Source organism: Planctomonas sp. JC2975 (assembly GCF_012985205.1).
Lineage (GTDB): Bacteria > Actinomycetota > Actinomycetes > Actinomycetales > Microbacteriaceae > Humibacter.
On the sequence record NZ_JABEKS010000001.1, the window covers coordinates 2,561,484 to 2,586,857 of the forward strand.

30 protein-coding genes are annotated in these 25,374 nt (G+C 67.9%); 16 read left to right on the forward strand and 14 right to left on the reverse strand.

Going from position 1 to position 25,374, the window contains the following annotated elements:
- Positions 1 to 16: 16 nt before the first annotated feature.
- Both HII28_RS11640 and HII28_RS11645 read right to left on the reverse strand, forming a co-directional pair.
- Positions 17 to 1,264 (reverse strand): alpha/beta fold hydrolase, encoded by a 1,248-nt coding sequence (locus HII28_RS11640; RefSeq protein WP_170025536.1) that lies wholly within the window; start codon positions 1,262 to 1,264, stop codon positions 17 to 19.
- 117 nt (positions 1,265 to 1,381) lie between these two features.
- Positions 1,382 to 2,197 (reverse strand): oxidoreductase, encoded by an 816-nt coding sequence (locus HII28_RS11645; protein ID WP_170025537.1) that lies wholly within the window; start codon positions 2,195 to 2,197, stop codon positions 1,382 to 1,384.
- 57 nt (positions 2,198 to 2,254) lie between these two features.
- Here HII28_RS11645 and HII28_RS11650 point away from each other — a divergent pair, with 57 nt between their 5' ends.
- Entirely contained in the window at positions 2,255 to 2,908 is a 654-nt protein-coding gene (locus HII28_RS11650) for a TetR family transcriptional regulator (protein WP_170025538.1), read from the forward strand.
- Positions 2,909 to 2,961: 53 nt separating this feature from the next.
- On the opposite strand, the gene HII28_RS11655 is transcribed toward HII28_RS11650, so the two are convergent.
- The gene (locus HII28_RS11655; RefSeq protein WP_170025539.1) at positions 2,962 to 3,966 is read right to left on the reverse strand and encodes an aldo/keto reductase; all 1,005 of its coding nucleotides are present in this window, start codon (positions 3,964 to 3,966) and stop codon (positions 2,962 to 2,964) included.
- A complete protein-coding gene (locus HII28_RS11660) occupies positions 3,966 to 4,400 on the reverse strand; it encodes a cupin domain-containing protein (RefSeq protein WP_170025540.1) in 435 nt (144 codons plus the stop codon). The genes HII28_RS11655 and HII28_RS11660 overlap by 1 nt, the downstream gene beginning before the upstream one ends.
- Before the next feature lie 153 nt (positions 4,401 to 4,553).
- Here HII28_RS11660 and HII28_RS11665 point away from each other — a divergent pair, with 153 nt between their 5' ends.
- The 3 genes from HII28_RS11665 to HII28_RS11675 are packed head-to-tail and all read left to right on the forward strand — an operon-like array spanning position 4,554 to position 6,928.
- Positions 4,554 to 4,961, forward strand: coding sequence for a carboxymuconolactone decarboxylase family protein (locus HII28_RS11665; RefSeq protein ID WP_205864638.1), 408 nt, complete (start codon positions 4,554 to 4,556; stop codon positions 4,959 to 4,961).
- Between the two features lies 1 nt (position 4,962).
- Positions 4,963 to 5,991: a zinc-dependent alcohol dehydrogenase family protein gene (locus HII28_RS11670; protein ID WP_170025542.1), complete on the forward strand. Its 1,029-nt coding sequence runs from the start codon at positions 4,963 to 4,965 to the stop codon at positions 5,989 to 5,991.
- 34 nt (positions 5,992 to 6,025) lie between these two features.
- Complete coding sequence (locus tag HII28_RS11675; protein ID WP_170025543.1) at positions 6,026 to 6,928, forward strand: NADP-dependent oxidoreductase; 903 nt, start codon at positions 6,026 to 6,028, stop codon at positions 6,926 to 6,928.
- 27 nt (positions 6,929 to 6,955) lie between these two features.
- Here HII28_RS11675 and HII28_RS11680 read toward each other — a convergent pair whose 3' ends face one another.
- Positions 6,956 to 7,435: a GNAT family N-acetyltransferase gene (locus HII28_RS11680; protein ID WP_170025544.1), complete on the reverse strand. Its 480-nt coding sequence runs from the start codon at positions 7,433 to 7,435 to the stop codon at positions 6,956 to 6,958.
- A 164-nt stretch (positions 7,436 to 7,599) separates the two neighbouring features.
- Between HII28_RS11680 and HII28_RS11685 the strand changes: the two genes are divergently transcribed.
- Positions 7,600 to 8,151, forward strand: a complete 552-nt coding sequence (locus HII28_RS11685; RefSeq protein WP_170025545.1) for an AAA family ATPase — start codon at positions 7,600 to 7,602, stop codon at positions 8,149 to 8,151.
- Between the two features lie 78 nt (positions 8,152 to 8,229).
- Positions 8,230 to 9,537, forward strand: a complete 1,308-nt coding sequence (locus HII28_RS11690) for an alpha-galactosidase (RefSeq protein WP_240977338.1) — start codon at positions 8,230 to 8,232, stop codon at positions 9,535 to 9,537.
- A gap of 12 nt (positions 9,538 to 9,549) precedes the next feature.
- Here the strand turns inward: HII28_RS11690 and HII28_RS11695 are convergent, their stop codons facing one another.
- Complete coding sequence (locus HII28_RS11695) at positions 9,550 to 9,693, reverse strand: hypothetical protein (protein ID WP_170025546.1); 144 nt, start codon at positions 9,691 to 9,693, stop codon at positions 9,550 to 9,552.
- Between the two features lie 92 nt (positions 9,694 to 9,785).
- A complete protein-coding gene (locus HII28_RS11700) occupies positions 9,786 to 10,646 on the reverse strand; it encodes a sugar phosphate isomerase/epimerase (protein WP_170025547.1) in 861 nt (286 codons plus the stop codon).
- Between the two features lie 211 nt (positions 10,647 to 10,857).
- Here HII28_RS11700 and HII28_RS11705 point away from each other — a divergent pair, with 211 nt between their 5' ends.
- Together HII28_RS11705 and HII28_RS11710 are read left to right on the forward strand one after the other, a co-directional pair.
- Positions 10,858 to 11,982: an NAD(P)-binding domain-containing protein gene (locus HII28_RS11705; RefSeq protein ID WP_346769281.1), complete on the forward strand. Its 1,125-nt coding sequence runs from the start codon at positions 10,858 to 10,860 to the stop codon at positions 11,980 to 11,982.
- 324 nt (positions 11,983 to 12,306) lie between these two features.
- Entirely contained in the window at positions 12,307 to 12,807 is a 501-nt protein-coding gene (locus HII28_RS11710) for a pyridoxamine 5'-phosphate oxidase family protein (RefSeq protein ID WP_170025549.1), read from the forward strand.
- A gap of 12 nt (positions 12,808 to 12,819) precedes the next feature.
- On the opposite strand, the gene HII28_RS11715 is transcribed toward HII28_RS11710, so the two are convergent.
- The 5 genes from HII28_RS11715 to HII28_RS11735 all read right to left on the reverse strand — a co-directional run bounded on the left by HII28_RS11715 (position 12,820) and on the right by HII28_RS11735 (position 17,643).
- Positions 12,820 to 13,797 (reverse strand): zinc-binding dehydrogenase, encoded by a 978-nt coding sequence (locus HII28_RS11715; protein WP_170025550.1) that lies wholly within the window; start codon positions 13,795 to 13,797, stop codon positions 12,820 to 12,822.
- 68 nt (positions 13,798 to 13,865) lie between these two features.
- Positions 13,866 to 14,543: a Type 1 glutamine amidotransferase-like domain-containing protein gene (locus HII28_RS11720; RefSeq protein WP_170025551.1), complete on the reverse strand. Its 678-nt coding sequence runs from the start codon at positions 14,541 to 14,543 to the stop codon at positions 13,866 to 13,868.
- 183 nt (positions 14,544 to 14,726) lie between these two features.
- Entirely contained in the window at positions 14,727 to 15,593 is an 867-nt protein-coding gene (locus HII28_RS11725) for a CPBP family intramembrane glutamic endopeptidase (RefSeq protein ID WP_170025552.1), read from the reverse strand.
- Positions 15,594 to 15,776: 183 nt separating this feature from the next.
- Positions 15,777 to 16,475: a response regulator transcription factor gene (locus HII28_RS11730; RefSeq protein ID WP_346769282.1), complete on the reverse strand. Its 699-nt coding sequence runs from the start codon at positions 16,473 to 16,475 to the stop codon at positions 15,777 to 15,779.
- Positions 16,465 to 17,643 (reverse strand): histidine kinase, encoded by a 1,179-nt coding sequence (locus HII28_RS11735; RefSeq protein WP_170025553.1) that lies wholly within the window; start codon positions 17,641 to 17,643, stop codon positions 16,465 to 16,467. Before HII28_RS11735 ends, HII28_RS11730 begins: the two co-directional genes overlap by 11 nt.
- A gap of 146 nt (positions 17,644 to 17,789) precedes the next feature.
- On the opposite strand from HII28_RS11735, the gene HII28_RS11740 reads away from it, so the two are divergent.
- On the forward strand, positions 17,790 to 19,241 hold the full coding sequence (locus HII28_RS11740; RefSeq protein ID WP_170025554.1) for a sugar porter family MFS transporter: 1,452 nt from the start codon (positions 17,790 to 17,792) through the stop codon (positions 19,239 to 19,241).
- A gap of 16 nt (positions 19,242 to 19,257) precedes the next feature.
- Here HII28_RS11740 and HII28_RS11745 read toward each other — a convergent pair whose 3' ends face one another.
- Positions 19,258 to 19,617: a helix-turn-helix domain-containing protein gene (locus HII28_RS11745; protein ID WP_170025555.1), complete on the reverse strand. Its 360-nt coding sequence runs from the start codon at positions 19,615 to 19,617 to the stop codon at positions 19,258 to 19,260.
- A 111-nt stretch (positions 19,618 to 19,728) separates the two neighbouring features.
- Here HII28_RS11745 and HII28_RS11750 point away from each other — a divergent pair, with 111 nt between their 5' ends.
- From HII28_RS11750 to HII28_RS11770, 5 genes are all read left to right on the forward strand, one after another.
- Positions 19,729 to 20,397 (forward strand): SDR family oxidoreductase, encoded by a 669-nt coding sequence (locus HII28_RS11750; RefSeq protein ID WP_170025556.1) that lies wholly within the window; start codon positions 19,729 to 19,731, stop codon positions 20,395 to 20,397.
- Between the two features lie 60 nt (positions 20,398 to 20,457).
- Positions 20,458 to 21,333, forward strand: a complete 876-nt coding sequence (locus HII28_RS11755) for an MBL fold metallo-hydrolase (protein WP_205864640.1) — start codon at positions 20,458 to 20,460, stop codon at positions 21,331 to 21,333.
- Positions 21,330 to 21,797, forward strand: a complete 468-nt coding sequence (locus HII28_RS11760; RefSeq protein ID WP_170025558.1) for a MarR family transcriptional regulator — start codon at positions 21,330 to 21,332, stop codon at positions 21,795 to 21,797. Before HII28_RS11755 ends, HII28_RS11760 begins: the two co-directional genes overlap by 4 nt.
- A gap of 40 nt (positions 21,798 to 21,837) precedes the next feature.
- Entirely contained in the window at positions 21,838 to 22,296 is a 459-nt protein-coding gene (locus tag HII28_RS11765) for an SRPBCC family protein (RefSeq protein ID WP_170025559.1), read from the forward strand.
- A gap of 84 nt (positions 22,297 to 22,380) precedes the next feature.
- Complete coding sequence (locus HII28_RS11770; RefSeq protein ID WP_170025560.1) at positions 22,381 to 22,785, forward strand: RidA family protein; 405 nt, start codon at positions 22,381 to 22,383, stop codon at positions 22,783 to 22,785.
- Between the two features lie 176 nt (positions 22,786 to 22,961).
- On the opposite strand, the gene HII28_RS11775 is transcribed toward HII28_RS11770, so the two are convergent.
- Positions 22,962 to 23,783, reverse strand: a complete 822-nt coding sequence (locus HII28_RS11775; protein ID WP_170025561.1) for an NAD(P)H-binding protein — start codon at positions 23,781 to 23,783, stop codon at positions 22,962 to 22,964.
- A 77-nt stretch (positions 23,784 to 23,860) separates the two neighbouring features.
- On the opposite strand from HII28_RS11775, the gene HII28_RS11780 reads away from it, so the two are divergent.
- Both HII28_RS11780 and HII28_RS11785 read left to right on the forward strand, forming a co-directional pair.
- Positions 23,861 to 24,727: a sigma-70 family RNA polymerase sigma factor gene (locus HII28_RS11780; RefSeq protein ID WP_170025562.1), complete on the forward strand. Its 867-nt coding sequence runs from the start codon at positions 23,861 to 23,863 to the stop codon at positions 24,725 to 24,727.
- Positions 24,728 to 24,926: 199 nt separating this feature from the next.
- The gene (locus tag HII28_RS11785) at positions 24,927 to 25,361 is read left to right on the forward strand and encodes a hypothetical protein (protein WP_170025563.1); all 435 of its coding nucleotides are present in this window, start codon (positions 24,927 to 24,929) and stop codon (positions 25,359 to 25,361) included.
- Positions 25,362 to 25,374: the final 13 nt, after the last annotated feature.

Below are 25,374 nucleotides of genomic sequence, written 5' to 3' on the forward strand. Positions count from 1 at the left end.
GGATGGCCGGACTCGGCTAGCGCAGGCGGCGGCCGTGCGCCAGGTCGATGAGCCGCACCAGCACGTCGCCGGATCGAAGGCCGTTGTGCTCGTGCTCGCTCGTCACCCACGGCGTCACACCGGGCAGCAGTGCCGCTGTCTCCATCGAGAACTCGAACGGCACGTACGCGTCGTTGACGTAGACGGCTGCGGCGCCCTTCGCTCCGGACGCCTGCAGCGCATCCGCGTCGTACAGTCGGGGCCACTCGAACTCCGCGAGCTGGAGCGTGACGTCCTGCCACGGCTGCAGTCCAGGGACGGTGTCGAGCCAATCGCGGTGCACGTGCTCGCCGGTGAGGAGCGTGGGATCCGCTCGGAAGTCGTCAGGTTCGACGCGCTCGGCTGACCAGCGGGTGGCGTGTCCGTCGGCGTAGCTCGACTCGTGGAACACGTAGTAGAGCGGGTTGCGGGCCGAGAACGGGAGGGCGTGGGCGAGATCGTGACGGAACGCGTTGGTCGCCGGATCCTGGTCGAGGAGCGACCAGACCGTCTGCCATCCGTCGTTCGTGCCTAGCAGCATGCCGATCGACCGAAGCCGCGAGACCGAGACGACCTCGCCGTCTGGCAGGACGATCCGTCCGGCGTGGGCGAGGTCGACGAGCCGGCGCACGGCATCCCTGTGCTCCGGGAATCGGCGGTAGTACCGCAGGGACTCGGTGCGCATCTTGTCGTACGTAAGCGCGTAGACGTCGTCGGGGTGACGACCGACGGCACTCAGGCCGCCAGTGAGGTAGACGTGCTCGAGGGATGCGGCATCCGTCGTCAGATAGGCCAGCGTCGTGAAGCCTCCGAAGGACTGGCCGAGTACGCTCCAGGTGGATGCGCCGAGGTGCTCGCGCATTGCCTCGCAGTCGCGCACGATCGAATCGGCGCGCAGATGCGTGAGGTATTCGGCGACCGCGGATGCTCCGCGGTCCAGGTCAGCGTCGCTCACCGGCGTCGACTTGCCGGTGCCGCGCTGGTCGATCATCACGACCCGGTGATGAGCAAGGGCGTAGTCCAGCCAGTACGGATCCGTCGAGGAGTGGAACGCACGAGGCGCCTCGAATCCGGGTCCGCCCTGCAGGTAAACCAGGTACGGAAGGTCTGCGCCGCCCTCCCGGGAGATGACGGATGCGTGCACCTCGATGGTGCGGGCATCCGCGGGCTCGTTCCACACCAGCGGAACGGTGATGGTGTGGTCGTCGACGGTGAGGTCCTGCATGCGTCGGGTTGTCACGGACATCACCGCAGTCTAGGTCGGCACATCGCTGCTCGGCCCGGCAGCTGCGCCGCTTGCCCGGCCGAGAACCGGCGAGCGCGGCGCACTGGTGCGCACACGGTGCGACGGAGCCGGGTCCGATCAGGCGTACCCGAACTGCTTGCGGGTGAGAGCGTCGAAGGTGCGGTCCGGCAGCAGCGTCGCCATGGCGACGGCGATGTTCGCACCGGCGCCGATGCGGTAGCGCGTGTGCGGGTGCGGGGTGAGCGCGGCCTTCACGATGAGCCGGGCGACGGCGTCCGGGGTCGACATCTGCCTGGCGAGGGCCGGGCTGGAGAAATAGCGGCGCATTGCGGCGGCCATGCTCGCGTAGGGACCATCACCTGAGGTCTCGGCCAGGCGCTCCATGGCCGTGTCGTGCCAGTCCGTCGCCACATAGCTTGGCTGCACCAGGGTGACGTCGATGCCGAACTGCGCGACCTCACCGCGGAGCGAATCGGAGAGGGCCTCGAGGGCGAACTTCGAGGCGTGATACCAGCCGCCGAGCGGGGCGGCGAACTCACCGGCGAGCGACGATACGTTGACGATGCGTCCGTGGCGGGCATCGCGCATGCCGGGGAGTACCGCCTGGATGAGGCCGACCGCGCCGAGCACGTTGACCTCGAGCTGCTGGCGCGCCGCGTCGAGCGAGGTCTCCTCGACCGTGCCGAACTCGCCGTAGCCGGCGCAGTTGATGAGGATGTCCACTCTGCCGACCCGCTCGGTCGCCTGGGCGACGGCGGCGCGGATGGAGGCGTCATCCGAGAGGTCGAGCTTCACCGGGATGACGCCCTCGATCGCCGCGACGGCGTCTGTGTTTCGGGCGGCGCCGAAGACCGTCAGGCCCCGCTCGACGAGCAGCGCCGCGGTACGTGCGCCGATTCCGGATGATGCTCCCGTGATGAGTGCAGTGCTCATGATGTGATGTCCTTTCTGTGAACGACATTCACAGTAACAAAGACTACAGTGAATGTCATGCACAGTTCGGAAAGCCGGGCGCTCAAGGTGCTCTGGGGTGTCGAGACCACACCGGTGCGCGGGCCGAAGGCGCGCTTCAGCCCTGAGGAGGTCGCGGCATCCGCCGTGGAGTTGGCGGATGAGATCGGGCTCGATGCCGTCTCTCTCGCCCGCGTCGCCGCTCGCCTCGGCATGACGACGACTGCGCTCTACCGCTACGTCGACGCCAAGGCGACGCTGGTCGAACTGATGGTGGACGCCGCGATCGGCGATCCGCCCGGCATCGCCGGCCGGGACTGGCGGGCCCGCGCCCGGAAGTGGGTGCGGCTGCTCGCTGACCGGTACGCGGCGCATCCCTGGCTGACCGACGTGAAGGCGACGGGGATGCCGCGCCAGCCCCGACCGTACGCCTGGATCGACGCGCTCGTGAGCGGGATCCCGCCGACATCGGGCGTGGACGCGCTACGCCTGGCGTTGCTGCTGGACAGCCTCATCCGCTCGTACGCGACGCTCGAGCGGTCCGTGACCGCCGCGGATCCGGAGCCGTGGCTGGCAGCTGCCGTCGCCGAACGGTTCCCTGCACTGGCGGCGGCGCCGCAGCAGGACGTCTCGGATGCGCGAGCCGAACTCGACTACGCGGTCGACGCCGTGCTGCGCGGAGTTGCGTCCTGAGTTCTGCGGCGATCGGATCCCGTCGTCCACCGCTGAACGAGGCCTCTGCCAGGCTACTTGCCGACGTAGCCCAGATGCTGTGCGCCGTAGCGGTCGCCGTGCACTCCGATGCGGCCGGCAAGGGCGTCGAGGTCGGAGCGTTCGTCGGCGGAGAGCGGAACGAGCGTGGCGTCGGCGTTCTCCCTGATGCGCTCGCTGCGTCGCGTGCCCGGGATCGGCACGATCCACGGATGCTGCGCCAGGAGCCAGGCGAGGGCCACCTGCCCGGGTGCGACGGCTTTGCGTCGCGCCAGTTCGGTGACGTGATCGACGAGCGCTTGGTTCGCGGACCGGTTCTCGTCGGAGAACCGAGGGATCGTGCTCCTCACGTCGCCCGCGGCGAACTCGGTGCCCGCTGTGACGGTTCCGGTGAGGAATCCCTTGCCGAGCGGGCTGAACGGCACGAATCCTATTCCGAGCTCCGCAAGGGTCGGTAGCACCTCGGGTTCCGGATCCCGCGTCCACAGCGAGTACTCGCTCTGCACCGCGGTCACCGGGAACACTGCGTGCGCTCGACGGATGGTCGCTGCCGCCGCCTCGGAGAGGCCGAAGTGCCGCACCTTGCCCGCCTGCACCAGTTCCCCCACCGCGCCTGCGACGTCCTCGATCGGCACATCCGGATCGACGCGGTGCTGGTAGAAAAGGTCGATCGTGTCAGTGCGCAGGCGGCGCAGGGAGGTATCGGCCACCTCCTTGATGTGGTCTGGCCTGCTGTCCAACCCGGCGAGCGCGCCGTTCTCGAACCGCCAGCCGAACTTCGTGGCGATGACGACCCGTTCGCGGATCGGCTGAAGCGCCTCGCCTACGAGTTCCTCGTTGACGAACGGCCCGTAGGACTCCGCCGTGTCGAAGAAGGTGACACCGACGTCGACCGCGGAGCGCAGCACACGGATCATCTCGTCGCGATCGCCTGGATTCGGACCGTAGCTCTGCGACATGCCCATGGCGCCGAGGCCGACGGCGGAGACCTCGAGGCCGTTTCCGGGTCCGAGTCCCTGCCCGAGGATGCGGGTATGCATCAGTCCGCCGCCGGTTCGTTGGCTGCGTGCTGGTTCGCGGCGGCGTAGTCCGCGTCGCTCAAGTGCTCGAGCCACACCGTCGTCGGCTCCGGTCCGTCGCCGTCCTCGAGCATGGCCAGGTGCTCCATGAAGAGGTCGGTCGTCGCGCCGTGCCAGTGCTCCTCGCCGGGAGGCGTGTAGACGGTCTGACCGGGAACTGCGCGGATGACCGTGCCATCCCTCGTCCCGACCAGCGCGATGCCCTCGGTGATGTGCAGGGTCTGACCCTGGGCGTGCGAATGCCAGGCGGTGTGCGCACCCGGCGCGAACCGCACGCGACTGACCGCCATGCGGGACGGCTCCGGCTTGCGGGTCGCGATGGAATCCACGTACACATCGCCGGTGAACCAGTCGGACGAGCCCTTGCCCGTCGGGTGAGTCGGTTCGAGGTTCATGGTGTCCTTCTCTCTGCGGCGCTCGGCACGATCGACGGTACGCCGCGACCGGATGCCGTGGGGTGCCCTGCCGGTACACGTCTCGCCAAACACTCCCGCACGTCGCGGAACAGGCGTTAGCTGATGGCATCCACTCACGCGAAGGAGACAGCCATGACCGAAACACCGGATGCCGGCAGCACGCCCTCGGGCTGGACCGGCGGCCTGCGGGCCTTCGGCGACTTCGCGCCCGGACTGGTGCACTACACCGACCGGGTACTGTTCGACGAGGTGTGGGAACGCACGGAGCTCTCGAAACGGGACCGGAGCCTGATCACCGTGGCCGCGCTCACCGCGACCGGTAAAGCTGATCAGCTCAGGTTCCACCTCGACTTCGCTCGACGGAACGGGGTGACGGAGGACGAGCTGAAGGAGGCCATCCTGCAGCTCGCGTTCTACACGGGCTGGCCGAACGCGATGAGCGCGATGACCGTCGCGAAAGAGATCTTCACGGCGGATCCGACGGATGCCGCGGCATCCGTGAGTCCGTCCGCCGACACGACCACAGACGAGGAGCACTGACATGTACGGAGCGATCCTGTACGGCCCCGGCGACGTGCGGTACGAGTACCGCGAAGACCCCGGCATCATCGAGCCGACGGATGCGGTCATCAGGGTGACGGCATCCTGCGTCTGCGGATCGGATCTGTGGACGTATCGCGGCATCAACAAGGTGCGACGACCGATTCCGATGGGCCACGAATACGTCGGGATCGTCGAGGAGATCGGCGGCGACGTGAAGAACGTGAAGGTCGGCGATTTCGTCGTCGGCTCCTTCATGGCCTCGGACAACACGTGCGAGATCTGCAAGGCCGGGTACCAGTCCCGCTGCGTGCACGTGCACTCGATGGGCAGGGAGGGCGCGCAGGCCGGCCTCCTGCGGGTGCCGCTGGCAGACGGCACTCTTGTCGCGACCCCCGGAATCCCGGATGCTGACATCGTCCCTTCCCTGCTCGCCGCCTCGGACGTGCTCGGCACCGGATGGTTCGCCGCCGTCGCCGCCGAGGTGCAGCCCGGCAAGACCGTCGCAGTCGTCGGTGACGGGGCGGTCGGATTGCTCGGCGTGCTCGCCGCGAAGCAGCTGGGCGCCGAACGGATCATCGCGATGTCCCGCCACGAATCACGGCAGCGTCTCGCGCTCGAGTTCGGCGCGACCGACATCGTGACCGAGCGCGGCGACGACGGCGTTGCCCGCATCAAGGAGCTCACGAACGGGCTCGGTGCGCACTCCGTGATCGAAGCGGTCGGCACGCAGGAGTCGATGATGCAGGCGATCCGTGCGACCCGTCACGGCGGACACGTCGGATTCGTCGGCGTCTCGCACGACGTCGCCGTCCCCGGCGAGGAACTCTTCTACGCCACCGTGCACCTGATGGGCGGACCGGCGCCCGTTCGCCGTTTCCTGCCCGACCTCATCGACCGCATCTGGCGACGCGAGATCGACCCTGGCAAGGTGTTCGACCTCACGGTGCCGCTCTCCCAGGTGGCGGAGGCCTACGCGGCGATGGACGAGCGCCGCGCGATCAAGGCGCTGCTGACCCCGGAGGGGTAGGCAAACGACCAGGCGCACGAGGGGGGAGCGAACCATGAGGGCAGCTCGATTCAGCAGCTTCGGCGCACCGGACGTGCTGGAGATCGTGGACGTGCCGGATCCGCACCCCGCTCCTGGCGAGATCCGCATCGCCGTGAAAGCCGCGGGCGTCAACGCCAGTGATTGGAAGAAGCGGCAGGGTCTCATGGATCCCCAGCTGCCGCAGACCCTCGGATACGAGGCAGCCGGCATCGTCGACGAACTGGGCCCCGGTGTCGACGACGTCGTACTCGGCGATCGCGTCTTCGGCTTCTGCACCGACGGCGCCGCCCAGGCGGAACTGGCGGTGCTGTCCGTCTACGCTCCGATCCCATCGACGCTCGGCTTCGCAGATGTCGCGGCGCTGCCCGCATCCGTCGAGACCGCTGCCCGCGCGCTCGACCAGCTAGGGCTGGGCGCCGGTGACACGGTGCTCATCAACGGTGCCTCCGGCAACGTCGGAGGGGCGGCGGTACAGCTCGCGGTCGCGCGCGGGGGCCGCGTGATCGGATCCGCGGGTGCCTCCAGCCAGGAGTACGTGCGCCCGTTGGGAGCCGAGCCCGTCGTTTATGGCGAGGGACTAGGCCGACGGGTGCGGGAGCTCGCCCCCGACGGAGTCGACTTCGCGTTGGACGTGGCGGGCAACGGCATCCTGCCCGAACTCATCGAGTTGGCCGGCGGCCCGGACCGTGTCATCACGCTCGCGGACTTCGCCGGAGCGCAGGAGCACGGCGTGCGCTTCAGCCGTGGCGACACGGGTAGGGCGATGTACGTGCTGGGCGAGCTGCCCGGACTGATCGAGTCCGGGGCGTTCACGCTCCCGCAGGTGACGACGTTCCCCCTGGCGGACATCGCCGAGGCTCATCGAGCCGGCGAACAAGGCCGTGTTCGCGGCAAGCTCGTGCTCGTCGTCGACTGAGCGGTCGACCGGGGGTTCGAACGGCTTTCAAGCCGTCGCCGTGGCATCAACGTGCTCGGCGAGCGCCAGCGACCAGGCGACTTCACGGCCCAGCTGACCAGTACTGCGGAACAATTCCACCTGATGAGAGCCCGCGAGCACGGATGCCAACTGGTCGCGATCCGCTGCAGCGAATCCGAGCTTCTGCCAGAACGGTCCCGACCGGCGTGAGAACAGCCAGGCGCGTTCCGCTCCCGCGCCGCGTGCGGCATCCAGCGCGAAGCGGGCCAGGCGGGATCCCGCACCGGCCGTCCGCCGGTCCTGCGCGACGGCGACGCTGCGGATGAGCGCGTGGCGGCCGTCAGCACTGAGCTCGAATCCGGTGCTGCCGACGATGACGCCATCCGGATCCCGCTCGACCCAGAGCCTGACGCCCGGCGCCTCCAGCCCGGCCAGCGTGAGGTCGGCTTCGCCGAGGAACGAGCGCAACGCGTCGACATCCGACGGGGTGACGGGGGCGAGGAGCACATGACGATCCTTGCGTACGCGCCTGGAGGTCCCCGCGGTGTCCGTGATGTCGGCCCGAGACCTGGCCTCCGATTTGTGCGCGTCACCGGTACAAGGAAGCGCTCGCAGCCTCCTCCTGACGGCGCCGATCTGCGAACCATCGTGCGCCACGAGATGATGCCAGGGTGAACCCCCGCCTGATCCTGATCAACGGCGCGCCCGCGAGCGGCAAGACGACACTCGCCCGCGAGTGGTGCGAACGGCACGCGGCGACGTTGCCGCTCTGCATGGACGTCGACACGATCCGCTCGATGCTCGGCGGGTGGCGGGATGCGCTGCAGGAGGCCGGACTCGCCGCGAGGGACCTCGCGATCGCCGCCGTGCAGACGCACCTGGAGAGCGGCCGGGACGTGGTCGTTCCGCAGTATCTGCGTCGTCCGGAATTCATCGATCGGCTCGAGGAGACGGCGAACGCAGCCGGCGCGAGGTTCGTCGAGACGGCCTTGGTCGTCGACGCGGCCACGGCCGAAGGCCGCTTCACGGCGCGGGCCGACTCGCTGACTCACGCGGATCCGCATGGCGCCCTCCCGGCCGAGATGGCAGACATCGTGCGGGAGTTCGACGAGTTCCTCGCGACGCGTGAGAGCGTCATCCGCATCGCCAGCGGTCCCCACGCCCTTGCGTCGCTCGAGGCCGCGGTGAGCGCATCGCGACGAACGCTCGAACGGGATCGATAGCATCCGGCAGAATCACTGAGGCGTTCCGCCGACGACGACGTCGCTCGTCGTGTCATCCGCTCCCGACTGGAGGCTCTCATGCCAGAACTCGCCGCGACCCCGCCGATGGGCTGGAACAGCTGGGACTCGTACGGCACAACGGTCACTGAGGACGAGGTGCTGGCGAACGCCCGGTTCCTCCACGATCACCTGCTCGACGCCGGCTGGGACACGATCGTCGTCGACATCGCGTGGTTCGATCCGTTCGCGCACGCTCACGGGTACAACGATCCGCTACGGCCTTCGATGGATGCCTGGGGCCGCCTTCTCCCCGCACCGAACCGGTTTCCGTCCTCCGCCGGCGGCAAGGGCTTCGCTCCGCTGGCGGATGCCGTGCACGCGCTCAGCCTCAAGTTCGGCGTGCACGTGATGCGTGGCATTCCGCGCGCCGCCGTCGAGCAGGATCTGCCGGTCTTCGGGACGGAGTTCACCGCCCGTCAGATCGCGAACACCGGCGACACGTGCGTGTGGAACCACGACAACTACGGTCTCGACCACGAACACCCTGGCGCTCAGGCGTTCTACGACGGATTCGTCGCGCAGCTGGCGTCGTGGGGCGTCGACTTCATCAAGGCCGACGACATGCTCTCGCCGTACCACGACGCCGAGATCGAGGCATACGCGAGGGCGATCGAGCGGTGCGGACGACCGATCGTGCTGTCGCTGTCGCCCGGCACCCACCTGTCGACGCGGCATGTCGAGCACCTGCGGCAGAACGCGCAGATGTGGCGAATCTCCGACGACCTCTGGGATCGCTGGGACGACGTGCACGCCCAGTTCGCGCGACTCGCCCGATGGGCGCCGTTCCAGCGTTCTGGCCGCTGGGCGGACGCCGACATGCTCCCACTCGGACGCATCGGCATCCGCGCCGAACGCGGCGAACCGCGAGACAGCAGGCTGACCGACGACGAGCAGCAGACCCTCCTCACCCTGTGGGTGATGGGCCGCTCTCCGCTGATGGTGGGCGGCGATCTGCCGTCCAGCGACCCCCGCACGATCGAACTGCTGGCCAACCCGTGGCTCGCCAGAGTGCTGGCGGATGCTCGCGACAGCGCCGAGATCATCCGCGAACCGCAGGACGACGGCGAGTTCATCGTCTGGACGGCCCGCTCGGCGCAGACGCCGTCGCACTACGTCGCGTTGTTCTGGACCGGAGCGGATGCCGTCACCCGCGCCGTCCCGCTCTCGGCGATCACGGGAGACCCCTCCCCCTCGAACCGGTGGTCCGTTCGGGAGCTGTCGGCGGGTGGCAACTCTGCTCACGAAGACGCGCAGCTCACTTCAGGTGAGGTGCGTGCGGACATCCCGTCGCACGGCGTGCGCTGGTTCGCGGTCACGCCGGCCTGACGGGCTGCGGATTCACTCGCGGGAAGCGCCGTCCGCGTCGTCGACATCGTTCAGCGACTCGGTCCCTTCCCCGGCGGTTCCCTCATCCAGGAATCCGCTGCCGTCCGGGTACCCTGCTTCGTCCGGATACTCGAACGACTCTGGTCTCGCTGTCATCGTTCCCACCCCGCCTCTCGCCTCGGATGCTGCAGCATCCAGCCTGCTCCCGTCGCGGGACGGGCGCCAGGGGACGGATCAACGAACCGGTCTCAGAACAGGTCTGCGTACCCGAGGTCGACCAGGTGCTCGCGCGAGTCGGCGAGGCAGTCGAAGATGTCACGGCCGTACTGGTCGTCCTGCTCGATGAGCAGGTATTCGGCGCCGGCGGCGATGCCCGCATCCACGACGCCCTTGAAGTCGAGGTTGCCACGACCGACCTCAGCGAACTGCACGAGGTTCTGCCATGCCTCGCCCCAGGTCGTCTGGTCGCCGGCGGCGAGCGCCTCGAATGCCGAGGCCGGCGGCAGCTCGATGCGGTAGTCCTTGAGGTGCACGAGGTCGACGACGCCCGCATAGCGGCCGAGGACCGTCACGGGGTCCATGCCACCGCGCTGGATCCAGTGCACGTCGAGTTCGAACTTGAGGTCGGGGGCGTTCTCCCGGATCAGGTCGAGGAGGTGCACGCCGTCGATCCGCGCGAACTCGGCGTGGTGGTTGTGGTAGCTGAGAACGATGCCCTCGTCGGCCAGCCGACGCGCCATGACGTTGGCGTCCGCCGCGAACTGCAGCAGTGCATCCTTCGACGCGAGCGACGGCATGGGAAGCATGCCGATGCGCACGCGGCTCGTGCCCAGCGCACGGCAGTCGGCGACGATCTTGTCGAACGATTCACGCAGCGAGTCGTTGCCACCGCCTCCGGTCGCGCCCATTCCGCCGGAAATGGCGGCGACGCTCATGCCGAAATCGGCATTCGCGCGCACGATGTCATCCCTGGTCTGTTCCGTGAGCTCGATCTGCGACACTTCGACGACGCGGAACCCACCGGCGGCGAGCCGCTTCCAGATCGAGTAGGCGCCGCTTTCGGCCACCTGCCGCTTCAGCATCATCGCCTGTACGCCGATCTTGGCCACGCTTCTTCGCTCCCGGTCCCGTATTCTTCGTCGTCGTCCATCGGTTGCGGACGACCGTGCGGATGCTCCGCCCGAGCAAGTCTGACGCTCGCCCTCGACCGATGGCAAAGGGTTGCCACATGTTTGCCATCGCGGAGGGTGGTGCCGGATGGTTCGCCACCGGCGGCGCCTGGAGAGGGAAGAACTCTCGCCGTCGGCGGGTTCAGCAAGTGTGAGCAGCAATGTACGTCGTGCGACGGTCGTCGTGATCGGGGCCGGCCAGGCGGGCCTGTCAGCGGCGTACCACCTGAGTCGACGGGGGTTCAGGAGTGCACTCGACGGTCCGAGTGCCTCTCGCACATTCGTCGTGCTGGATGCGAACCCGGAGCCGGGCGGCGCCTGGCAGCATCGCTGGCGTTCGTTGCGCGTCGCAACCCTCAACGGCATCTTCGCGTTGCCGAGCTATGCCGCACCGCATCTGGATCCGCAGGAGCAGAGCAGCACCGCTGTGCCGCGGTACTTCGCCGGGTTCGAAGAAGCGAACGAGCTGCCGATCCTGCGACCTGTCACCGTGACTTCCGTTCGACGACTCGACGACGACCCGAGCGGACAGCTCTCGATCGAGACGGACGACGGCACGTGGCTGGCGAGCGCGGTCGTGAATGCGACCGGTACCTGGAACAACCCTGTACTGCCGACGTATCCGGGCGCCGGATCGTTTCTCGGCAGGCAGCTGCACACCCGCGACTATGTGTCCCTCGACGAGTTCGCCGGGCAGCGCGTCGCCGTCGTGGGCGGCGGGATCTCCGCCATCCAGCAGCTCGAGGAGATCTCCCGCGTCGCCACCGTCTTCTGGTACACCCGACGCGAACCCCGCTTCATCGACGGCGAGTTCCAGCCGGAGACCACGGGACGCGCCGTCATCGCGAAGGTCGTTGCCGACGTCGAGGCCGGGCGACCGACCGGATCCGTCGTCTCCTACACAGGCCTGGCCTGGACGCCCTACGCTGTCGCCGCCTGCGAGCGCGGTGCGCTGGTGCGTCGCCCGATGTTCACCCGCATCGAGCCGCGCGGGGTGCGCGAAGCCGATGGGAGCTTCACCGAGGTCGACGCCATCCTCTGGGCGACCGGGTTCAAGGCGGATCTCGCCCACCTGGCTCCGCTGCAACTCCGCAACGAGCTCGGCGGCATCCGGATGTACGGCACCCAGGTCGCCAGCGACCCGCGCGTGCACCTGATCGGCTTCGGCCCGTCCCAGTCGACGGTCGGGGCGAATCGTGCGGGACGGGATGCCGCCGTCGCGCTCACGGACTACCTGTACCCGCAGCAGAAGAAGACCGCATCGGCCGCCGGTTGAGCCTGCACAGCAGCGCCGGTTGAGCTCGACAAGCAGCGGCAAACTCATCCAGCGGCGCGGCTCACCGCCACATGTCGTAGAGCGCCAATGCGCCTCCGGATCCGTCGTCACGCTCCTGTTCGGCATCGGCTCTGTTCCGCTCATGTGGGATGAGGCGGGACACCGAACGGCGCCATAACGGGGATCTTGATGACCGGGCCGCGAGCGGTGAACGTGGCGGCGAGGGCCGTCCGCCGAGTCGCACGATCAATCTGGAAGCGTTTGCACTTCGGCGTCCCTTGATGCATGAGCTTGGATGGACGAGACGACGAAGGAGGATCCACAGTGCACCCCACCGAGATCACCGAGGTTCTGAACCGCCCGATCAGCCGGGAACTGCTCGCGCGCGACATCATCCGATTCGCCTACGTGGCGACGGACGGAACGCCGCGCAACGTGCCGATGGGTTTCACGTGGAACGGCACGGAGATCGTCATGAGCACACCGACGAACTCGCGGAAACTCGCACACCTGCGCGCGAATCCCGCCGTGGCGCTGACGATCGACACCGAGGCGCATCCGCCGAAGATCCTGCTGTTGAGGGGCAGAGCCGACCTCGACTACGTCGACGGGATTCCCGACGAGTTCATGAAAGCGAACACGACGTACGAGATGACCGAGGAGCAACGCGTCGAGTGGGAGAAGGAGGTGCGCTCGCTCTACGTGGACGGCATGGTCCGTGTGGTCGTCACGCCGACCTGGGCGAAGCTCATCGACTTCGAGACGACGCTGCCGATCGCCGTCGAGGAACTGGTCAAGGCGCGCGCCGAGCGTGAGCAGGGCTGAGCCCGTCGTCGCTCAGGGCCGCAGCAGCACCTTGCCGACGCGGCCAGGACGGGTCGCCGCCTCGACTGCCGCACGCACGTCATCCAGCGGGAAAACCGCCTCGACCGGAAGCGTCAGCTGCCCGCTGCCGATCAAGTGGAAGAGCTCGCCGAACAGCGCATTTCGCGTCTCTGCCGGCATCGCCACCGACACCTTGCTGCCCCAGAACCCCTTCACTGTCGCCTGCTTGAAGATGACGTCGCCGGATGACAGCTCCATGCGATCGGATTCCATCGCACCGAACGACACGAGTGTTCCGCCCTCGCCGAGCAGATGAAGCAGGTCTCCGGATGCCGACCCTCCGACCGAATCGACCGCCGCGCTGATGGGACAGTCGCCGGCGAGCGCGCGAACGCGATCGCGCCAGTCGTCGGATGCGGTGGCCACGACATCCGGGATCCCGTATGCCGCCAGTTCGGCGACATCGGCCTCACGGCGCACGATGCCGATGACGCGGATGCCTCGGCTCGCCGCGATCTGCGCGACCAGGCGCCCGACGACCCCGTTCGCCGTGTTCTGCACGATCACGTCGCCCGGCTCGACCTCGAGGTAGTCGACGAGCGAGATGGCGCTGAACGGCATGGCGATGAGCTGGGCTGCCACCTCGTCGGGAATCCCCTGCGGAACGGGCACGACGGCGCCGGGCTTGGCGATCACGTACTCAGCCCAACTGCCGAACGTGCCGCCGGTCGCGACGCGCTGGCCCACCTCAAAACCGTCGATCTCGCTGCCGAGCGCATCCACGATGCCCACAGCTTCGGTTCCGGCTCGCGCAGGCAACTCGGGCTTGTAGCCGTAGGTGCCCCTGATGGTCCAGAGATCGTGGTTGTGGATGGGGGAGAGCACGACCCGAAGCCTGAGCTCTCGCGGTCCGGGCTCCGGAAGCGGTTGGTCTTCGACACCGAGCACTTCCGCCGGGTCGCCGAACTCGTGATGGACGATCGCGCGCATTGATCGAGCCTACGCTCGGGCGCCCAGTGTCCGAGGCGTGGGATCCGTCGCGCCGGAGAACTCGAGCGTCAGTCGGATGCGTTGAGCAGCTCCCAGTGCCCTTCCGACACCACACCGACCTCGCGGTCGACGACGGTGATCGCGGTCTGGTCGTCGATGGCGTATGCCGGTCCCTGGATCGTCGTCGCCCACGTGTGCGCCCGCTCGGTCGTGTTGTACGACCAACCCGGATAGTCCAGGTGGGGGAAGATCGAGAAGTCCACGACGCCGATCGTCTCGTCGCCGCCGTCGGGCTTCCAGTCGACGAACTGCCGCCCTATCCGCGGTGTCATCACCATGCTTCCCGCACTGACGCCGACCCAGACGGTGTCGGTCAGCGACGGGATCAGGTCGGCGAGACCGGATTCGCGCATCCAGTGGGCCAGGTAGATGGCCTCGCCGCCGTCGACGAGGAGCACGTCAGCGTCGCGGACCCACGGAACCCACCGTTCTTCGCCGATGCTCGGCAACGCGGTGAGCTCGAGCACGCCAACCGACTTCCAGCCGAGCTCGCAGAGGCCGACCTCGCCTGGCCAGCCTCCGGCGACCGACATCCATACCGACTCCGGTGAGCAGGCCGGTTGACCCCACTGCGCGGTGGGGATGAAGAGTGCACGGCTTTCCGAGATCGGCTTTGCGAGAAGCCGCACCAGCGCATCCTTGATGCTCGGGTTGGTGACTCCGCCGGACGTGAGCAGCAGTTTCATGGTGACCCTTCCCGCCCGCGAAAGTAGCACCGACCCTCACGCCCGGCAATCGGTGAACGCGCCGCGCGACGTCCCGGCTTGCTCAGCCGCCGAACAGACGCCGGCGACCGGCCGGCAGAGCCGACCGGCCGCTGAACGAAGCTCGTCGTGTTCGTCAGGCCATTGCGCGAGGCGCTGCTCTCGTCACTCCGCGACCAGGCTCGCTGATCCCGGCAGCGCGCTGAGCCGGCGGGATGCGCGCAGCGGCACGATCCTCCGGCTGCGGTGCGCGGCCAGCAGCATGACCACGGAGAGCGCGATGCTCACGAGCACGGGCACGATCGACGCCTCGAGGCCGAACGCCCCGCCGGTGAGGAACGCGGGTCCGTGCACTGAGGTGAGCATGACACCGGGGTCGACGTGGCCGGAGACCGGGATGCCGATGGCCTGCTCGAGTCCGTTCCAGGTGGCGTGCAGGGCGAAGACGAGCCACAGGCTGCGGCGCCACAGGAACGCGGCACCCATCAGACCACCGGCCTCGACGGCGATCGCGATGGAGCTCCACAGCGTCGCCCCCGGGTTGGCGGAGTGCGCGAGTCCGAACAGAGCGGCTGTCGCGATGAGTGCGATCCAGCTCCCGCCGAGCTTCTCGAACGCCTGCAGCGCGAGCCCCCGGAAGAGAAGCTCCTCGGTGACGGCACCGCCGATCGCGACAGCGATCAGTTCGGGGAGCGCGCGCAGACCTGCAGCGCCGTCGAAGGTGAAGCTGTAGCCGCCGAGCAGTGCGATCGCACCGACCGACAGGGCGAGGAATCCGGCGCCGATGGCGGCTCCGATCCCTGCGTCGCGGAGCGCGTGGCGCCATGCGATCTCGGGTGTGCGACGGCCCGCGACGAAGCGCATGACAGCCCAGTAGCCGACGATCGCGAGCACGGCGCAGATGACGGCGGGAACGGGACCCGCCCCGACGAACAATGACACCGCGCCGACGACGATGACGCCGACGACGAGCCATACGAGCGGGTAGTGGAGGAAGCGGATGAAAGGCTTGTTCTGCTGCGCATCTGTCATGGCTCCGACGCTACGGATGCCCCTGCCCCGCCCGAATCGCCCCCTGGCGGACAATCGCGATCCCTCTCGTGGGGGATGCAGCCGTCCGATCGAGACACGTCATCCGACTGGGCCCGATCCGACTCGGCCCGATCCGAGTCAGCCCGATCGGACTGCGGCCCGATCCGGATCGGAGCGTGCCGCTCAGCGCTCGGGGACGATCAACCCGCTTCGGTACGCGTAGGCCACGGCCTGCACCCTGTCGCGGAGCTCGAGCTTGAGCAGGATCCGCGACACGTACGTCTTGACCGTCTCACGGCTGATCACGAGCGCCTCGGCGATCTCGGCGTTCGAATCTCCGTGCGCCATCGCGGTGAACACCTCGAGCTCCCGCGGCGTCAGCTGCGCGAGCAGCGGATCCGCCTCGGCGCGCGCTCCCGGCGGCAGCACTCGCTCGGCGAACCGTCCAAGCAGCGCCTGGGTCACGGTCGGGGCCAGCAGGGATTCGCCGGCCGCGATCGTGCGCACGCCGTCGACGAGCTGCGCCGGACTCGTGTCCTTGAGCAGGAATCCGCTCGCCCCTGCCCGCAGCGCGTCGTACACGTACTGATCGAGATGGAACGTCGTCACCACGAGCACGCGCGGCGCGTGCTCCACGCCCGGCCCCGCGAGCATCCGCGTGGCCGCGATGCCGTCGAGCACAGGCATCCGCACGTCCATCACGACGACGTCAGGATGCACCCGGCCGGCGAGCTCGACCGCGTCACGACCGTTCTCGGCCTCGCCGACCACATCGATGTCCGGCTGCGAACCGAGGATCGTCGCGTACCCGGCCCTGATCAGCGCCTGGTCGTCGGCGATGATGACGCGGATGCCGTCCGCGCTCGCCCCGTCAGTCGTCACGGTGTCCCTCTCCGATCCCGGCCCCGTCCGCCACCGTCACGGGGATGACCGCCTCCAGCACGAATGCACCGGAGGGATCGGCATCCGCTCGCAGTCGTCCGTCGAGGCGCCGCACGCGCTCGCCGAGGCCGGCCAGCCCGCGGCCTGAGCCCGGCGCGACAGGCCCGTCGGATGCCTGACCCACCGCCTGCGTGACCAGCCGCACGTGCACCTCTGACGGACCCCAGTCCACCCTCACCTCGGTCGATGCGCCGGCCGCGTGCTTCAGAGCATTGGTCAGCCCCTCCTGCACGATGCGGTACACCGCAAGGCGCAGCTCATCCGTCCCGACGGGATCCCCGCTCTCGTGCAGCACGACCGGCTGACCGGCACGCTGAGCATCGGAGACGAGGTCGCGGAGGTCGCCGATGGCGGGCGAGGTGGCCGCACCCTCCGGACCGAGCACGTCGAGCAGTTGCCGCAGGTCGGCGAGCGCGCGTCTTCCACCGTCGGCGATCGACTCCAGCTGCCGGCGCACCACGGTCTCGTCCGCCGGCAGGAGGAAGGCGGCGGAGTCGGCCTGCACCACCATGCCTGTCACGTGATGACTCACGACGTCGTGCAGTTCTCCGGCCAGGCGCGCACGCTCGTCGCTCACCGCGTCGTGTGCGGCCCGGTCGGCCCTGGTGCGCGCCGCCGCCATTTGCAGGCGTACGACATCGCCGACGCCCCAGGCCGCGGCGAGCACCAGGGCGAACGTCGCGAAGTCCCACGGCTGTTCGCGTGAGCCGAGCCAGGTCAGCGCGGCGGCGAGCGCCACGTAGGCCACGACGCTGATCGTGATCGCGAGACCCCGGTGTCGGCTCAGGTGGGCGGCCGCCGAATAGAGCGCGAACAGCATGCCGAGACCGGCCGGAGAGGCCGGATACCCGAGGCACTGATCCAGCGCGAACGCCAGGCCGACAACGCCGAGCACCCATCCGGGAGCGATCCGCCTCGCTGCAAGTGGCAGCGTCTGGGCGAGGATCAGCACGATGTGCAGGGGATCCGCGGGCCGTGACGCCAGCTCACCCAGCGCGAGCCCGTATGACCGCAGCGCCGGCACCAGGGAGATCACCGCGAGCGCGACGGCACCGAGGCTGTCCCACACCCATCCCGGCAGGGACCGGCACCACTGAACCAGTCGCACCCGCCAACTGTAGGGCACCCCGGCATCCGCCCAGCCGGCCCATTGCGCCGGGCAACTCCACGATGAATCCGACTCGGCGCCTTAGTGCTGTTCCGCTCGGTTGGCAACCCGTTCCACCGCGCGGGCATCGGCGTAGCGTCCCGATCATGGAGAACACGAAGGCCGGGCTCCTGGAGACGCTCGACACACGCGACATCGGCCGGTTCTACATCTACCTGGCCGTCCTGGCCACCATCGGCGGGTTTCTGTTCGGATTCGATTCCTCGAACATCGGCTCGGCGCTGGTCTTCCTCCCGTTCAAGCTCGGCCCGCTGGCGATCGGCATCATCGTCGCCGGCGCCTCGCTTGGCTCGTTCGTGGGTGCTCTCGCCGCTGGTCCGCTCACCGACAGATTCGGACGCAAGTCCCTACTGCTCGTCGACTCCGGACTGTTCGCCGTCGGTTCGCTCATCTCGGCGTTCGCGTTCGAGCCGGTCACGCTGACCGTCGGCCGTCTGATCATCGGCATCGCGATCGGCGCCGACTCGGCGATCGCGACCGCCTACATCTCGGAGTTCGCGCCGAAGCGACGGCGCGGATCGCTCGCCATCATCCAGCAATGGATGATCACGATCGGCATTCTGGCCGCATACGTGATCGCGGTCATCGTGCTGCTGATCGCCCCGAGCGCGGCGTCGACCGTCGATTGGCGCATCCTGCTCGGCATCGGGTTCATCCCCGCGATCATCTCCCTGATTCTGCGCGCGCGAATGCCTGAGTCCCCGCGCTGGCTGCTCGAACGCGGCAAGGAGGAGAAGGCCATGCAGGCCTTCCAGACGCTGGGGCTCGAGGTGACTGAAGAGGACGTCCATGCCGAGGCGGTCGCCGTCCGTGCGGAGAAAGAGCAACTGGCGGGCCAGACGCAGTGGACCCGCCCTGTGCGTCGCGCGCTGATCATCGTGAGCGTCTTCTTCATCCTGCAGCAGATCACCGGCATCAACGTGGCGTTCTACTACGGTCCGCACCTGCTCGGCCCGTACTTCGCCCACCCGGGCACCACGGCCGTGCAGTCCGAGGTCTACGGGGTCTACGCCGCAGGAATCCTGGCCGTGGTGAACGTCGTCGCCACCTACTTCGCCTTCCGGTTCATCGACAGCATCGGGCGCCGCCGGCTCGCGATAGGTGCGTACATCGGCATGACCGTGTTCCTGCTCGTCGGGGCATACGGCGCGACCTTCCTCACCGGAGTGCCGCAGCTGGTGGTCATCATGGTCGGCTTCGCCCTGTTCATCTCGTGCTTCGCGATCGGCATCGGCGGCACCGGATGGCTGCTCCAGGGCGAGGTGTTCCCGACCTCTGTACGCGGCCGGGCATCCGGAATCGGTGCAGCGGTGGACTGGCTCGCGAACTACGGGCTCGTGCTGGTGTTCCCGATACTGCAGGCCGGAATCGGCCTGGGCTGGGTGATGATCATCTTCGCCGTACTGTGTGTGGTCGGCATCTTCTTCGTCTACTTCTTCCTGCCGGAGACGAAGGGCCATTCGGTCGAACAGGTCGTGCGTCTGTTCGACGGTCCGGTCAACCTGAAGGATCCTGGCAAGCCGTCGACGAGCGGATGATCCGGGCCGACTCGGCCTACGTGCCAGAGGGCTCGCGCGCGGCTCGCGCCGCGAGCACCTCCGGCACGTGTGCTTCCGCCCATTCGCGAACCGCTCGCAGCGGGACCAAGAGGGATCGGCCGAGCTCCGTGAGCTCGTACTCGACGTGCGGCGGGTTCACGTCGAACGCGACACGGGAGACGAGGCCATCCTCTTCCAGCGATCGCAGGGTCTCCGTGAGCACCTTGGGGGTGATGCCCTGGATGCGCGCGGCCAGTGCGGTGAACCTCATCGGTCCGTGCTCGAGCGCGTTGACGATGAACACGGTCCACCGCGCCCCGATCCGTCGCAGCACGACACGCGACGGACAGGTCGCTGACATGACGTTGTGGGCCATCCGGCCGCCCTCCCGGTTACGTTGAAGTCACTGGTTACTTTTCCATAGCGTCGAACCATCGGCGCTGCAACCGCGTGTGCCGTCAGGATCATCAACGCTCGAGGAGAAGAAATGACCGGACGATTCAGCGACCAGACCGTCCTCGTCGTCGGCGGAACCCAGAGGTTGGGCGCCGCCATCGCCGAGGCCGTCGCATCAGAGGGCTCCAGGGTGACGGTGTCCTCGCACGCACCACAAACCGACACCGTGCTTCGCATCGACCTGCGCGACGAGGAATCCGTTGCGCATGCCGCCACGCTTCTCGGTCCCGTCGACCATGTCGTGTCGACCGCGAGCATGACCTACAGCGCGAGCATCGGCGACCTCGAGCTCTCCCGCCTGCAGGACGCCATCGCCGCGAAGGTGACCGGTCCGCTCCTGCTGGCCAAGCACATGCGGATCCGCCGCTCGCTCACCCTTTTCTCCGGGCAGGCCGCCTGGCGTCCCGGATCGGGAACCTACGCCACCGGTATCACCAACGGCGCCGTCGCCTTCGCCGCCCAGCACCTTGCGGCCGAGCTCGCCCCGGTGCGCGTGAACGCGATCTCTCCGGGCATCGTCGATTCGGGTTTGTGGGATGGCCGCGGCGCGCAGAAGGCGGACTTCCTCGCAACGGCCGCCTCCCGCACCCTCGTCGGAACGACGGGCACGATCCAGGATGTCGTCGACGCCGTGCTCTGGATTCTGTCGGCCGGATTTCTCACCGGCGAGACGGTGCATCTGGATGGCGGGCGGCGCTGATCGTCGTCTCGAACGATATACATGTTGCGACATCCATGTCGCGACATGTATATTGCGAGCATGACGAATCACGTGAAGAAGGTTGCGGTCGTCAGCACGGGAACCGTGAGCATTCGGCCGGAGCACGTCGAGACGAACGGAACGCCCCTGCTGTGGTGGCTTACTACCTCGCGCAGCTGGACCGCGCCCCGTCCCATCAACGTGTACGTCATCGAGCACGAGCGCGGCCTCGTGCTGTTCGACACCGGCCAGGACCGACGTTCGGTCACCGATCCCGGCTACTTCCCCGGTGGCGTGGTCGGGCACAACTACCGTCGGCTCGCGCGGTTCGACATCCCGAAGACCGCAACGCTCACAGAGCAACTGAAGGCGGTTGGATACGACATCGCGGACGTGCGCGTCGCCATCCTGTCGCATCTGCATCAGGACCACATCGGCGGCCTGAGCGAGCTGCCGCGAACCGCGCGAGTCATGACGAGTGCCGTGGAACTGGCATCCGTGAGCAAGCGGTTCGCCGTCGTCAACGGCCTCATGCGCGATCACATCCTGATCCCTGGCCTCGACTGGGTCCCGATCACCCCACAACCGGTGGGGGATCGGTCGATCGCCCCCTTCGCGAGCGCTCACGACGTCATGGGTGACGGATCCCTGCTGCTCCTGCCCACCCCCGGTCACACGGCCGGGTCGATGTCACTGCTCATGCGCAGCAACGGCCTCCCGCCGATGCTGTTCGTCGGCGACCTCACCTACGACGCCGACCTGCTCGCGGCCGACCGAGTGCCGTGTGTCGGCAACCGTTCTGGACTGCACGAGACGACCAGGGCGGTCAACGAGCTGGTGGCGCGCCATCCGGGGATGCCCGTGCTCGCGGCCCACGATCCTGCAGCGGCCACCCGTCTCAGCGCGGCCCTGGCCGAGGCAGGGGTTCAGCGATGAGGTCCGCCGAACAGGTGCGCTTCCTCGTCCTCGCGGCACAGCGGGAGGGCAACCGTCAGCTCACCCTTGCCCTGGCGCAGCTCGGCCTCACGCCTGCGCAGTCCGAGGCGCTGCGCATCCTCGACGATCACGGCCCGCTCTCGCTCAAACAGCTCGGCGACATGCTCGTCTGCGACACCGGCGCCAGCCCGAGCCGCATCGTCGACCGGCTGGTCACCGCCGGCCTCGTGCAACGGGATGCCGGCGAGCACGATCGCAGGCAGATCCGGCTCAGCATCACCGCACTGGGCACTGAGAAGTCGGCACAGGTCGGAGCAATCGAAGACGCCATGTACGACGCGATCGACGGCGCCATGAACGCGGATGACACGCAGACACTCCTCCGCATCCTTCGTGCTCTCACGAACGGCTCGCCGGCCGGCACCGCCTTCGGCAACCGCCTCGCCGCCGAGGAGTCGCAGTGAAGTGCAGCGTCACCGTCAAGGTGCACCCACGGAGGAACGGATGACATTCTCACTCGAACTCGACATCACCGCGTCACCGGCCGACGTGTTCGCCTTCGTCTCGGACTTCGCGAGCACGCCACTGTGGTATTCGGCGGTGCAGCGCGTCGACCGACTGAGCGGAGACGGAAGCGGTGTCGGCACGCGATACTCCGTCCATCGGCGCCTTCCCACCGGCCCGGTCGTCAACACGGTGGAAGTCACGACGAACGTTGCAGGACACGAGGTCGTGTTCGAGTCGGTCGACGGCCCGACGCCCTTTACTTACCGTTACCGTGTGCAACGGGCATCCGCCGGCACACGGCTCCACTTGGAGGGCTCGATCAGTGCGGCCGGCCTCCCGGGACTGGCCCGCCTGCTCGGATCAGCCGCCGAGCCTCTCTTCAAGCGCGGCATGCAGGACAACCTGGGTGCGCTGAAGCGGATCCTAGAACGGCGTCACAACTTCGGCGCCGCCTAAGAACAGGGGCGCAGGCGCCGCTCGAGTGGTGTCCAAGGCGCAGGTTGCCGATCCAGGTACCGGCCGCTTCGGTAGGGTCATCGCGTGCCCAACGTCAGCCTGATCCGATCCGATTCCCTGGCCGCGACACCCGGCTACGCGTATGCGTCCGCCGTTGCACCCGGTACCCGGCTGATCCACCTCGCGGGAGCGTGTCCTCTCGAGGCCGATGGCTCCGTCGCTCCCGTCGGTGACTATGCGGGTCAAGCGGAGAAGTGCATCGAGAACATGATCGCTGCACTCAGCGAGGCGGGTGGCGCACTCTCCGACATCGCGTACACGCGGGTGCTCGTCGCATCGTCGAGGAACGAAGACCTCGGCACGGTCTGGTCCGTCGTCCGCGCCGCCTTCGCCGATCACGAGGTGCCGAGCACCCTCTTCGGCGTCACCGTGCTCGGCTACCAGAACCAGCTCGTGGAGATCGAGGCGGTCGCGGCGGTCGCCGCGTAACATCCTCGCCGACGGGGACCTTCCGACTCGCGGCTCCTCGAAGGAGGGCATCGAACCCGCGGCTTCGTGTGGAACCCACCGCAGGCCTGCGGGTTCCACACGACGAGGACGGTGAGTGCGGGCATCTCCGACCCGGTTGTCGGTGATCTCGAGCCCCGAGGCGAGACGGCAAACACCTAGACGAGCCCTGCGGATCCGTGCTGCACCTGCGCCGGCTCGTCGCCGATGCCAGCTTGCTGTGCACGCCCGCCGAGAAACTCGCGCCACGTTCGCTGACCGCGCTGGACGGTGTCTCCGGCGAGATTGTCTCCAGCTCTGTAGGCACGACCGATCGCCCCCGGGATCCTGATCGGGAGTCCCGGACGAGGGCGGCTGCCCATCACCTCGGCATATGCGTCGGCGAGCTGCCGCACATCGACAACCTCGGGCCCTGCGATGTCGGCGACGCGGCCGGCAGGATCACCGAGCGCCAGTTCCACGAGTCGCGCTGCGACCTCGTCCACGTTCACCGGCTCGAAGCGCAGCCCGCCAGGAGTGGGAAGAAGCGGAAGCTTCGCCATGCCCCGCACCATCGGATACACGAATTCGTGCAGCTGCGTGGCGCGCAGAACGCTCCACGGCGTACCCGATTCCGCGATTGCGCGCTCAGCCTCCGCCTTCGCGCGGAAGTAGCCGATGGGCATCCGATCCGCGCCGACCACGGAGATGAGGATGAGGTGTCGCGTGCCGGCGGTCTTCGCCGCGGCCGCCAGGTTGCGGGCGGCGATGTCGTCGCCCTTCGCCCCGCCTGCGAGGTGCAGCACGACATCCACACCGTCGAGCGCCTCCGCGAGTCCGGTGCCGGCGACGGTGTCACCGGAGACGTGGTGGATTCCGGGCTCATCCGCACGCGGATGCCTCGAGAGGATCCGCACATCGCGTCCGGCCTCCCGTAGCATCGGCACGACGCGGCTGCCGATGGTTCCGGTGCCGCCTGTCACGAGCAATGTTGCATTCATGTTCTTCGTCCTTTGATGTCACAACCGAGGGCGTTCCCTCGTCGACACCATGACGACCGACATCGAGGAGATGTGACATGACGGACAAAAGAATTCTCGCCCGCAGATTCGAGACCGAACGCCCACGGCTCAGCGCCATCGCCACACGCCTGCTCGGCTCGGCCGCGGACGCGGAAGACGCTGTTCAGGAGACCTGGCTGCGACTGGAGCGCACCTCCGTCGACGGCATCGACAACCTGGACGCGTGGCTGACCACCGTCGTGTCGCGCGTGAGTCTGGACATGCTGCGGGCACCTCGCCGCACCCGCGAGCGTTCGTGGCAAGTCGAGGAGTGGCGAGACGAACCGGTCGCCGTCGCGGCAGACCCGGCCGAGCTCACTGCCGAGAGCGACCAGGTGAGCGTCGCGCTCCTCGTGTTGCTGGAGCGGCTCGGGCCCGCAGAGCGGATCGCGTTCGTGCTGCACGATGTCTTCGGCCAGTCGTTCGAGGAGATCGCCGTCGTGCTGGATCGGTCACCGGAAGCCGCGCGCCAACTCGCTTCCCGAGGCCGACGACGAGTGCGCGGCGCGGACGAACCGACCCGGCCCAGCCGCGATCAGGGCCGGCGCATCGTGGAAGCGTGGCTGGCCGCCGCTCAAGACGGCAAGATCGGAGCGCTCCTGAGTCTCCTCGACGACGGCGCGGTCCTCCATGCAGACTTCGGCACCAATACCCAGATCGTCGAAGGCGCCCAGTCGATCGCGGAACAGGCGGTGCTGTCGGCTCGCCTCGCCGCGCATTCCACGCCCATCCTCATCGATGGACAGCCCGGTGTGGCCGCCGTCATGAACGGTCGAGTCGTGTCGATCATGGCTTTCGATATCGATGGCGACCGGATCGTGGGACTCGACGTGCTCGCCGACCTGAAGCGCCTCGACGCGGTGGTCGTGAACGCGATCCGCTGAGCGGACTCGACGTTCTCATGGCCGCAACGCCGCATTCCAAGCGCCTGTCTCGCGTGGCTCGAGTCGGTGTCTCGAGGTCGTATCCCCAATCCGGGTGTCACCGCCCCCGATGACCATGCACTAGGCGGTCTGCTGGTCGTAGCGTGATGCCTGCGGCCGTCAGATCGGCTGCGTCGTTCGTGTACGAGGGGATACACAATTGAGTGAGGATTTGGAAACTGCTGCGGTGAACACCGGCGCCGAGCCGGAGGCCGTGTCGACCGGAGAGTTCAACATCAGGGTCGTTGTGAATGGTGTGTCGCAGGGATGGTGGACCGACAACGGCTCTCCTGAATGGTGGATCACAACAGTGTCCGACCAGTCGGACAGTACGACGTGGACGTGGGTCGACTACAACGGGGGGCGCTACCTCAAGAAGTCGACGAACAACTACCTCTCCTACCGGTCTGGAAACGTCATCTACTCGACGGGTCTGAAGATGAGGGCGTGGGCGTACGCCGCCCGGTGGAACTACGATCCACGGTCTAAGCAACTCAGCTCTGTCGACAATGACAATGCTCTGGTGGGCCGTAACGGCGATTACTTCTACTGCAACGGCGAGAACGTGGTCGAGCTGGAATTGGTCGCCGTATAGCAACTCGCGACGC

What these genes read in the sequence shown, in the direction of transcription:
- HII28_RS11640 (WP_170025536.1), bottom strand. Translation starts at nt 1,264, where the DNA reads ATGTCCGTGACAACCCGACGCATGCAGGACCTCACCGTCGACGACCAC.
- HII28_RS11645 (WP_170025537.1), bottom strand. Translation starts at nt 2,197, where the DNA reads ATGAGCACTGCACTCATCACGGGAGCATCATCCGGAATCGGCGCACGT.
- HII28_RS11650 (WP_170025538.1), top strand. Translation starts at nt 2,255, where the DNA reads ATGCACAGTTCGGAAAGCCGGGCGCTCAAGGTGCTCTGGGGTGTCGAG.
- HII28_RS11655 (WP_170025539.1), bottom strand. Translation starts at nt 3,966, where the DNA reads ATGCATACCCGCATCCTCGGGCAGGGACTCGGACCCGGAAACGGCCTC.
- HII28_RS11660 (WP_170025540.1), bottom strand. Translation starts at nt 4,400, where the DNA reads ATGAACCTCGAACCGACTCACCCGACGGGCAAGGGCTCGTCCGACTGG.
- HII28_RS11665 (WP_205864638.1), top strand. Translation starts at nt 4,554, where the DNA reads ATGACCGAAACACCGGATGCCGGCAGCACGCCCTCGGGCTGGACCGGC.
- HII28_RS11670 (WP_170025542.1), top strand. Translation starts at nt 4,963, where the DNA reads ATGTACGGAGCGATCCTGTACGGCCCCGGCGACGTGCGGTACGAGTAC.
- HII28_RS11675 (WP_170025543.1), top strand. Translation starts at nt 6,026, where the DNA reads ATGAGGGCAGCTCGATTCAGCAGCTTCGGCGCACCGGACGTGCTGGAG.
- HII28_RS11690 (WP_240977338.1), top strand. Translation starts at nt 8,230, where the DNA reads ATGCCAGAACTCGCCGCGACCCCGCCGATGGGCTGGAACAGCTGGGAC.
- HII28_RS11695 (WP_170025546.1), bottom strand. Translation starts at nt 9,693, where the DNA reads ATGACAGCGAGACCAGAGTCGTTCGAGTATCCGGACGAAGCAGGGTAC.
- HII28_RS11715 (WP_170025550.1), bottom strand. Translation starts at nt 13,797, where the DNA reads ATGCGCGCGATCGTCCATCACGAGTTCGGCGACCCGGCGGAAGTGCTC.
- HII28_RS11720 (WP_170025551.1), bottom strand. Translation starts at nt 14,543, where the DNA reads ATGAAACTGCTGCTCACGTCCGGCGGAGTCACCAACCCGAGCATCAAG.
- HII28_RS11725 (WP_170025552.1), bottom strand. Translation starts at nt 15,593, where the DNA reads ATGACAGATGCGCAGCAGAACAAGCCTTTCATCCGCTTCCTCCACTAC.
- HII28_RS11740 (WP_170025554.1), top strand. Translation starts at nt 17,790, where the DNA reads ATGGAGAACACGAAGGCCGGGCTCCTGGAGACGCTCGACACACGCGAC.
- HII28_RS11745 (WP_170025555.1), bottom strand. Translation starts at nt 19,617, where the DNA reads ATGGCCCACAACGTCATGTCAGCGACCTGTCCGTCGCGTGTCGTGCTG.
- HII28_RS11750 (WP_170025556.1), top strand. Translation starts at nt 19,729, where the DNA reads ATGACCGGACGATTCAGCGACCAGACCGTCCTCGTCGTCGGCGGAACC.
- HII28_RS11755 (WP_205864640.1), top strand. Translation starts at nt 20,458, where the DNA reads ATGACGAATCACGTGAAGAAGGTTGCGGTCGTCAGCACGGGAACCGTG.
- HII28_RS11760 (WP_170025558.1), top strand. Translation starts at nt 21,330, where the DNA reads ATGAGGTCCGCCGAACAGGTGCGCTTCCTCGTCCTCGCGGCACAGCGG.
- HII28_RS11765 (WP_170025559.1), top strand. Translation starts at nt 21,838, where the DNA reads ATGACATTCTCACTCGAACTCGACATCACCGCGTCACCGGCCGACGTG.
- HII28_RS11775 (WP_170025561.1), bottom strand. Translation starts at nt 23,783, where the DNA reads ATGAATGCAACATTGCTCGTGACAGGCGGCACCGGAACCATCGGCAGC.
- HII28_RS11780 (WP_170025562.1), top strand. Translation starts at nt 23,861, where the DNA reads ATGACGGACAAAAGAATTCTCGCCCGCAGATTCGAGACCGAACGCCCA.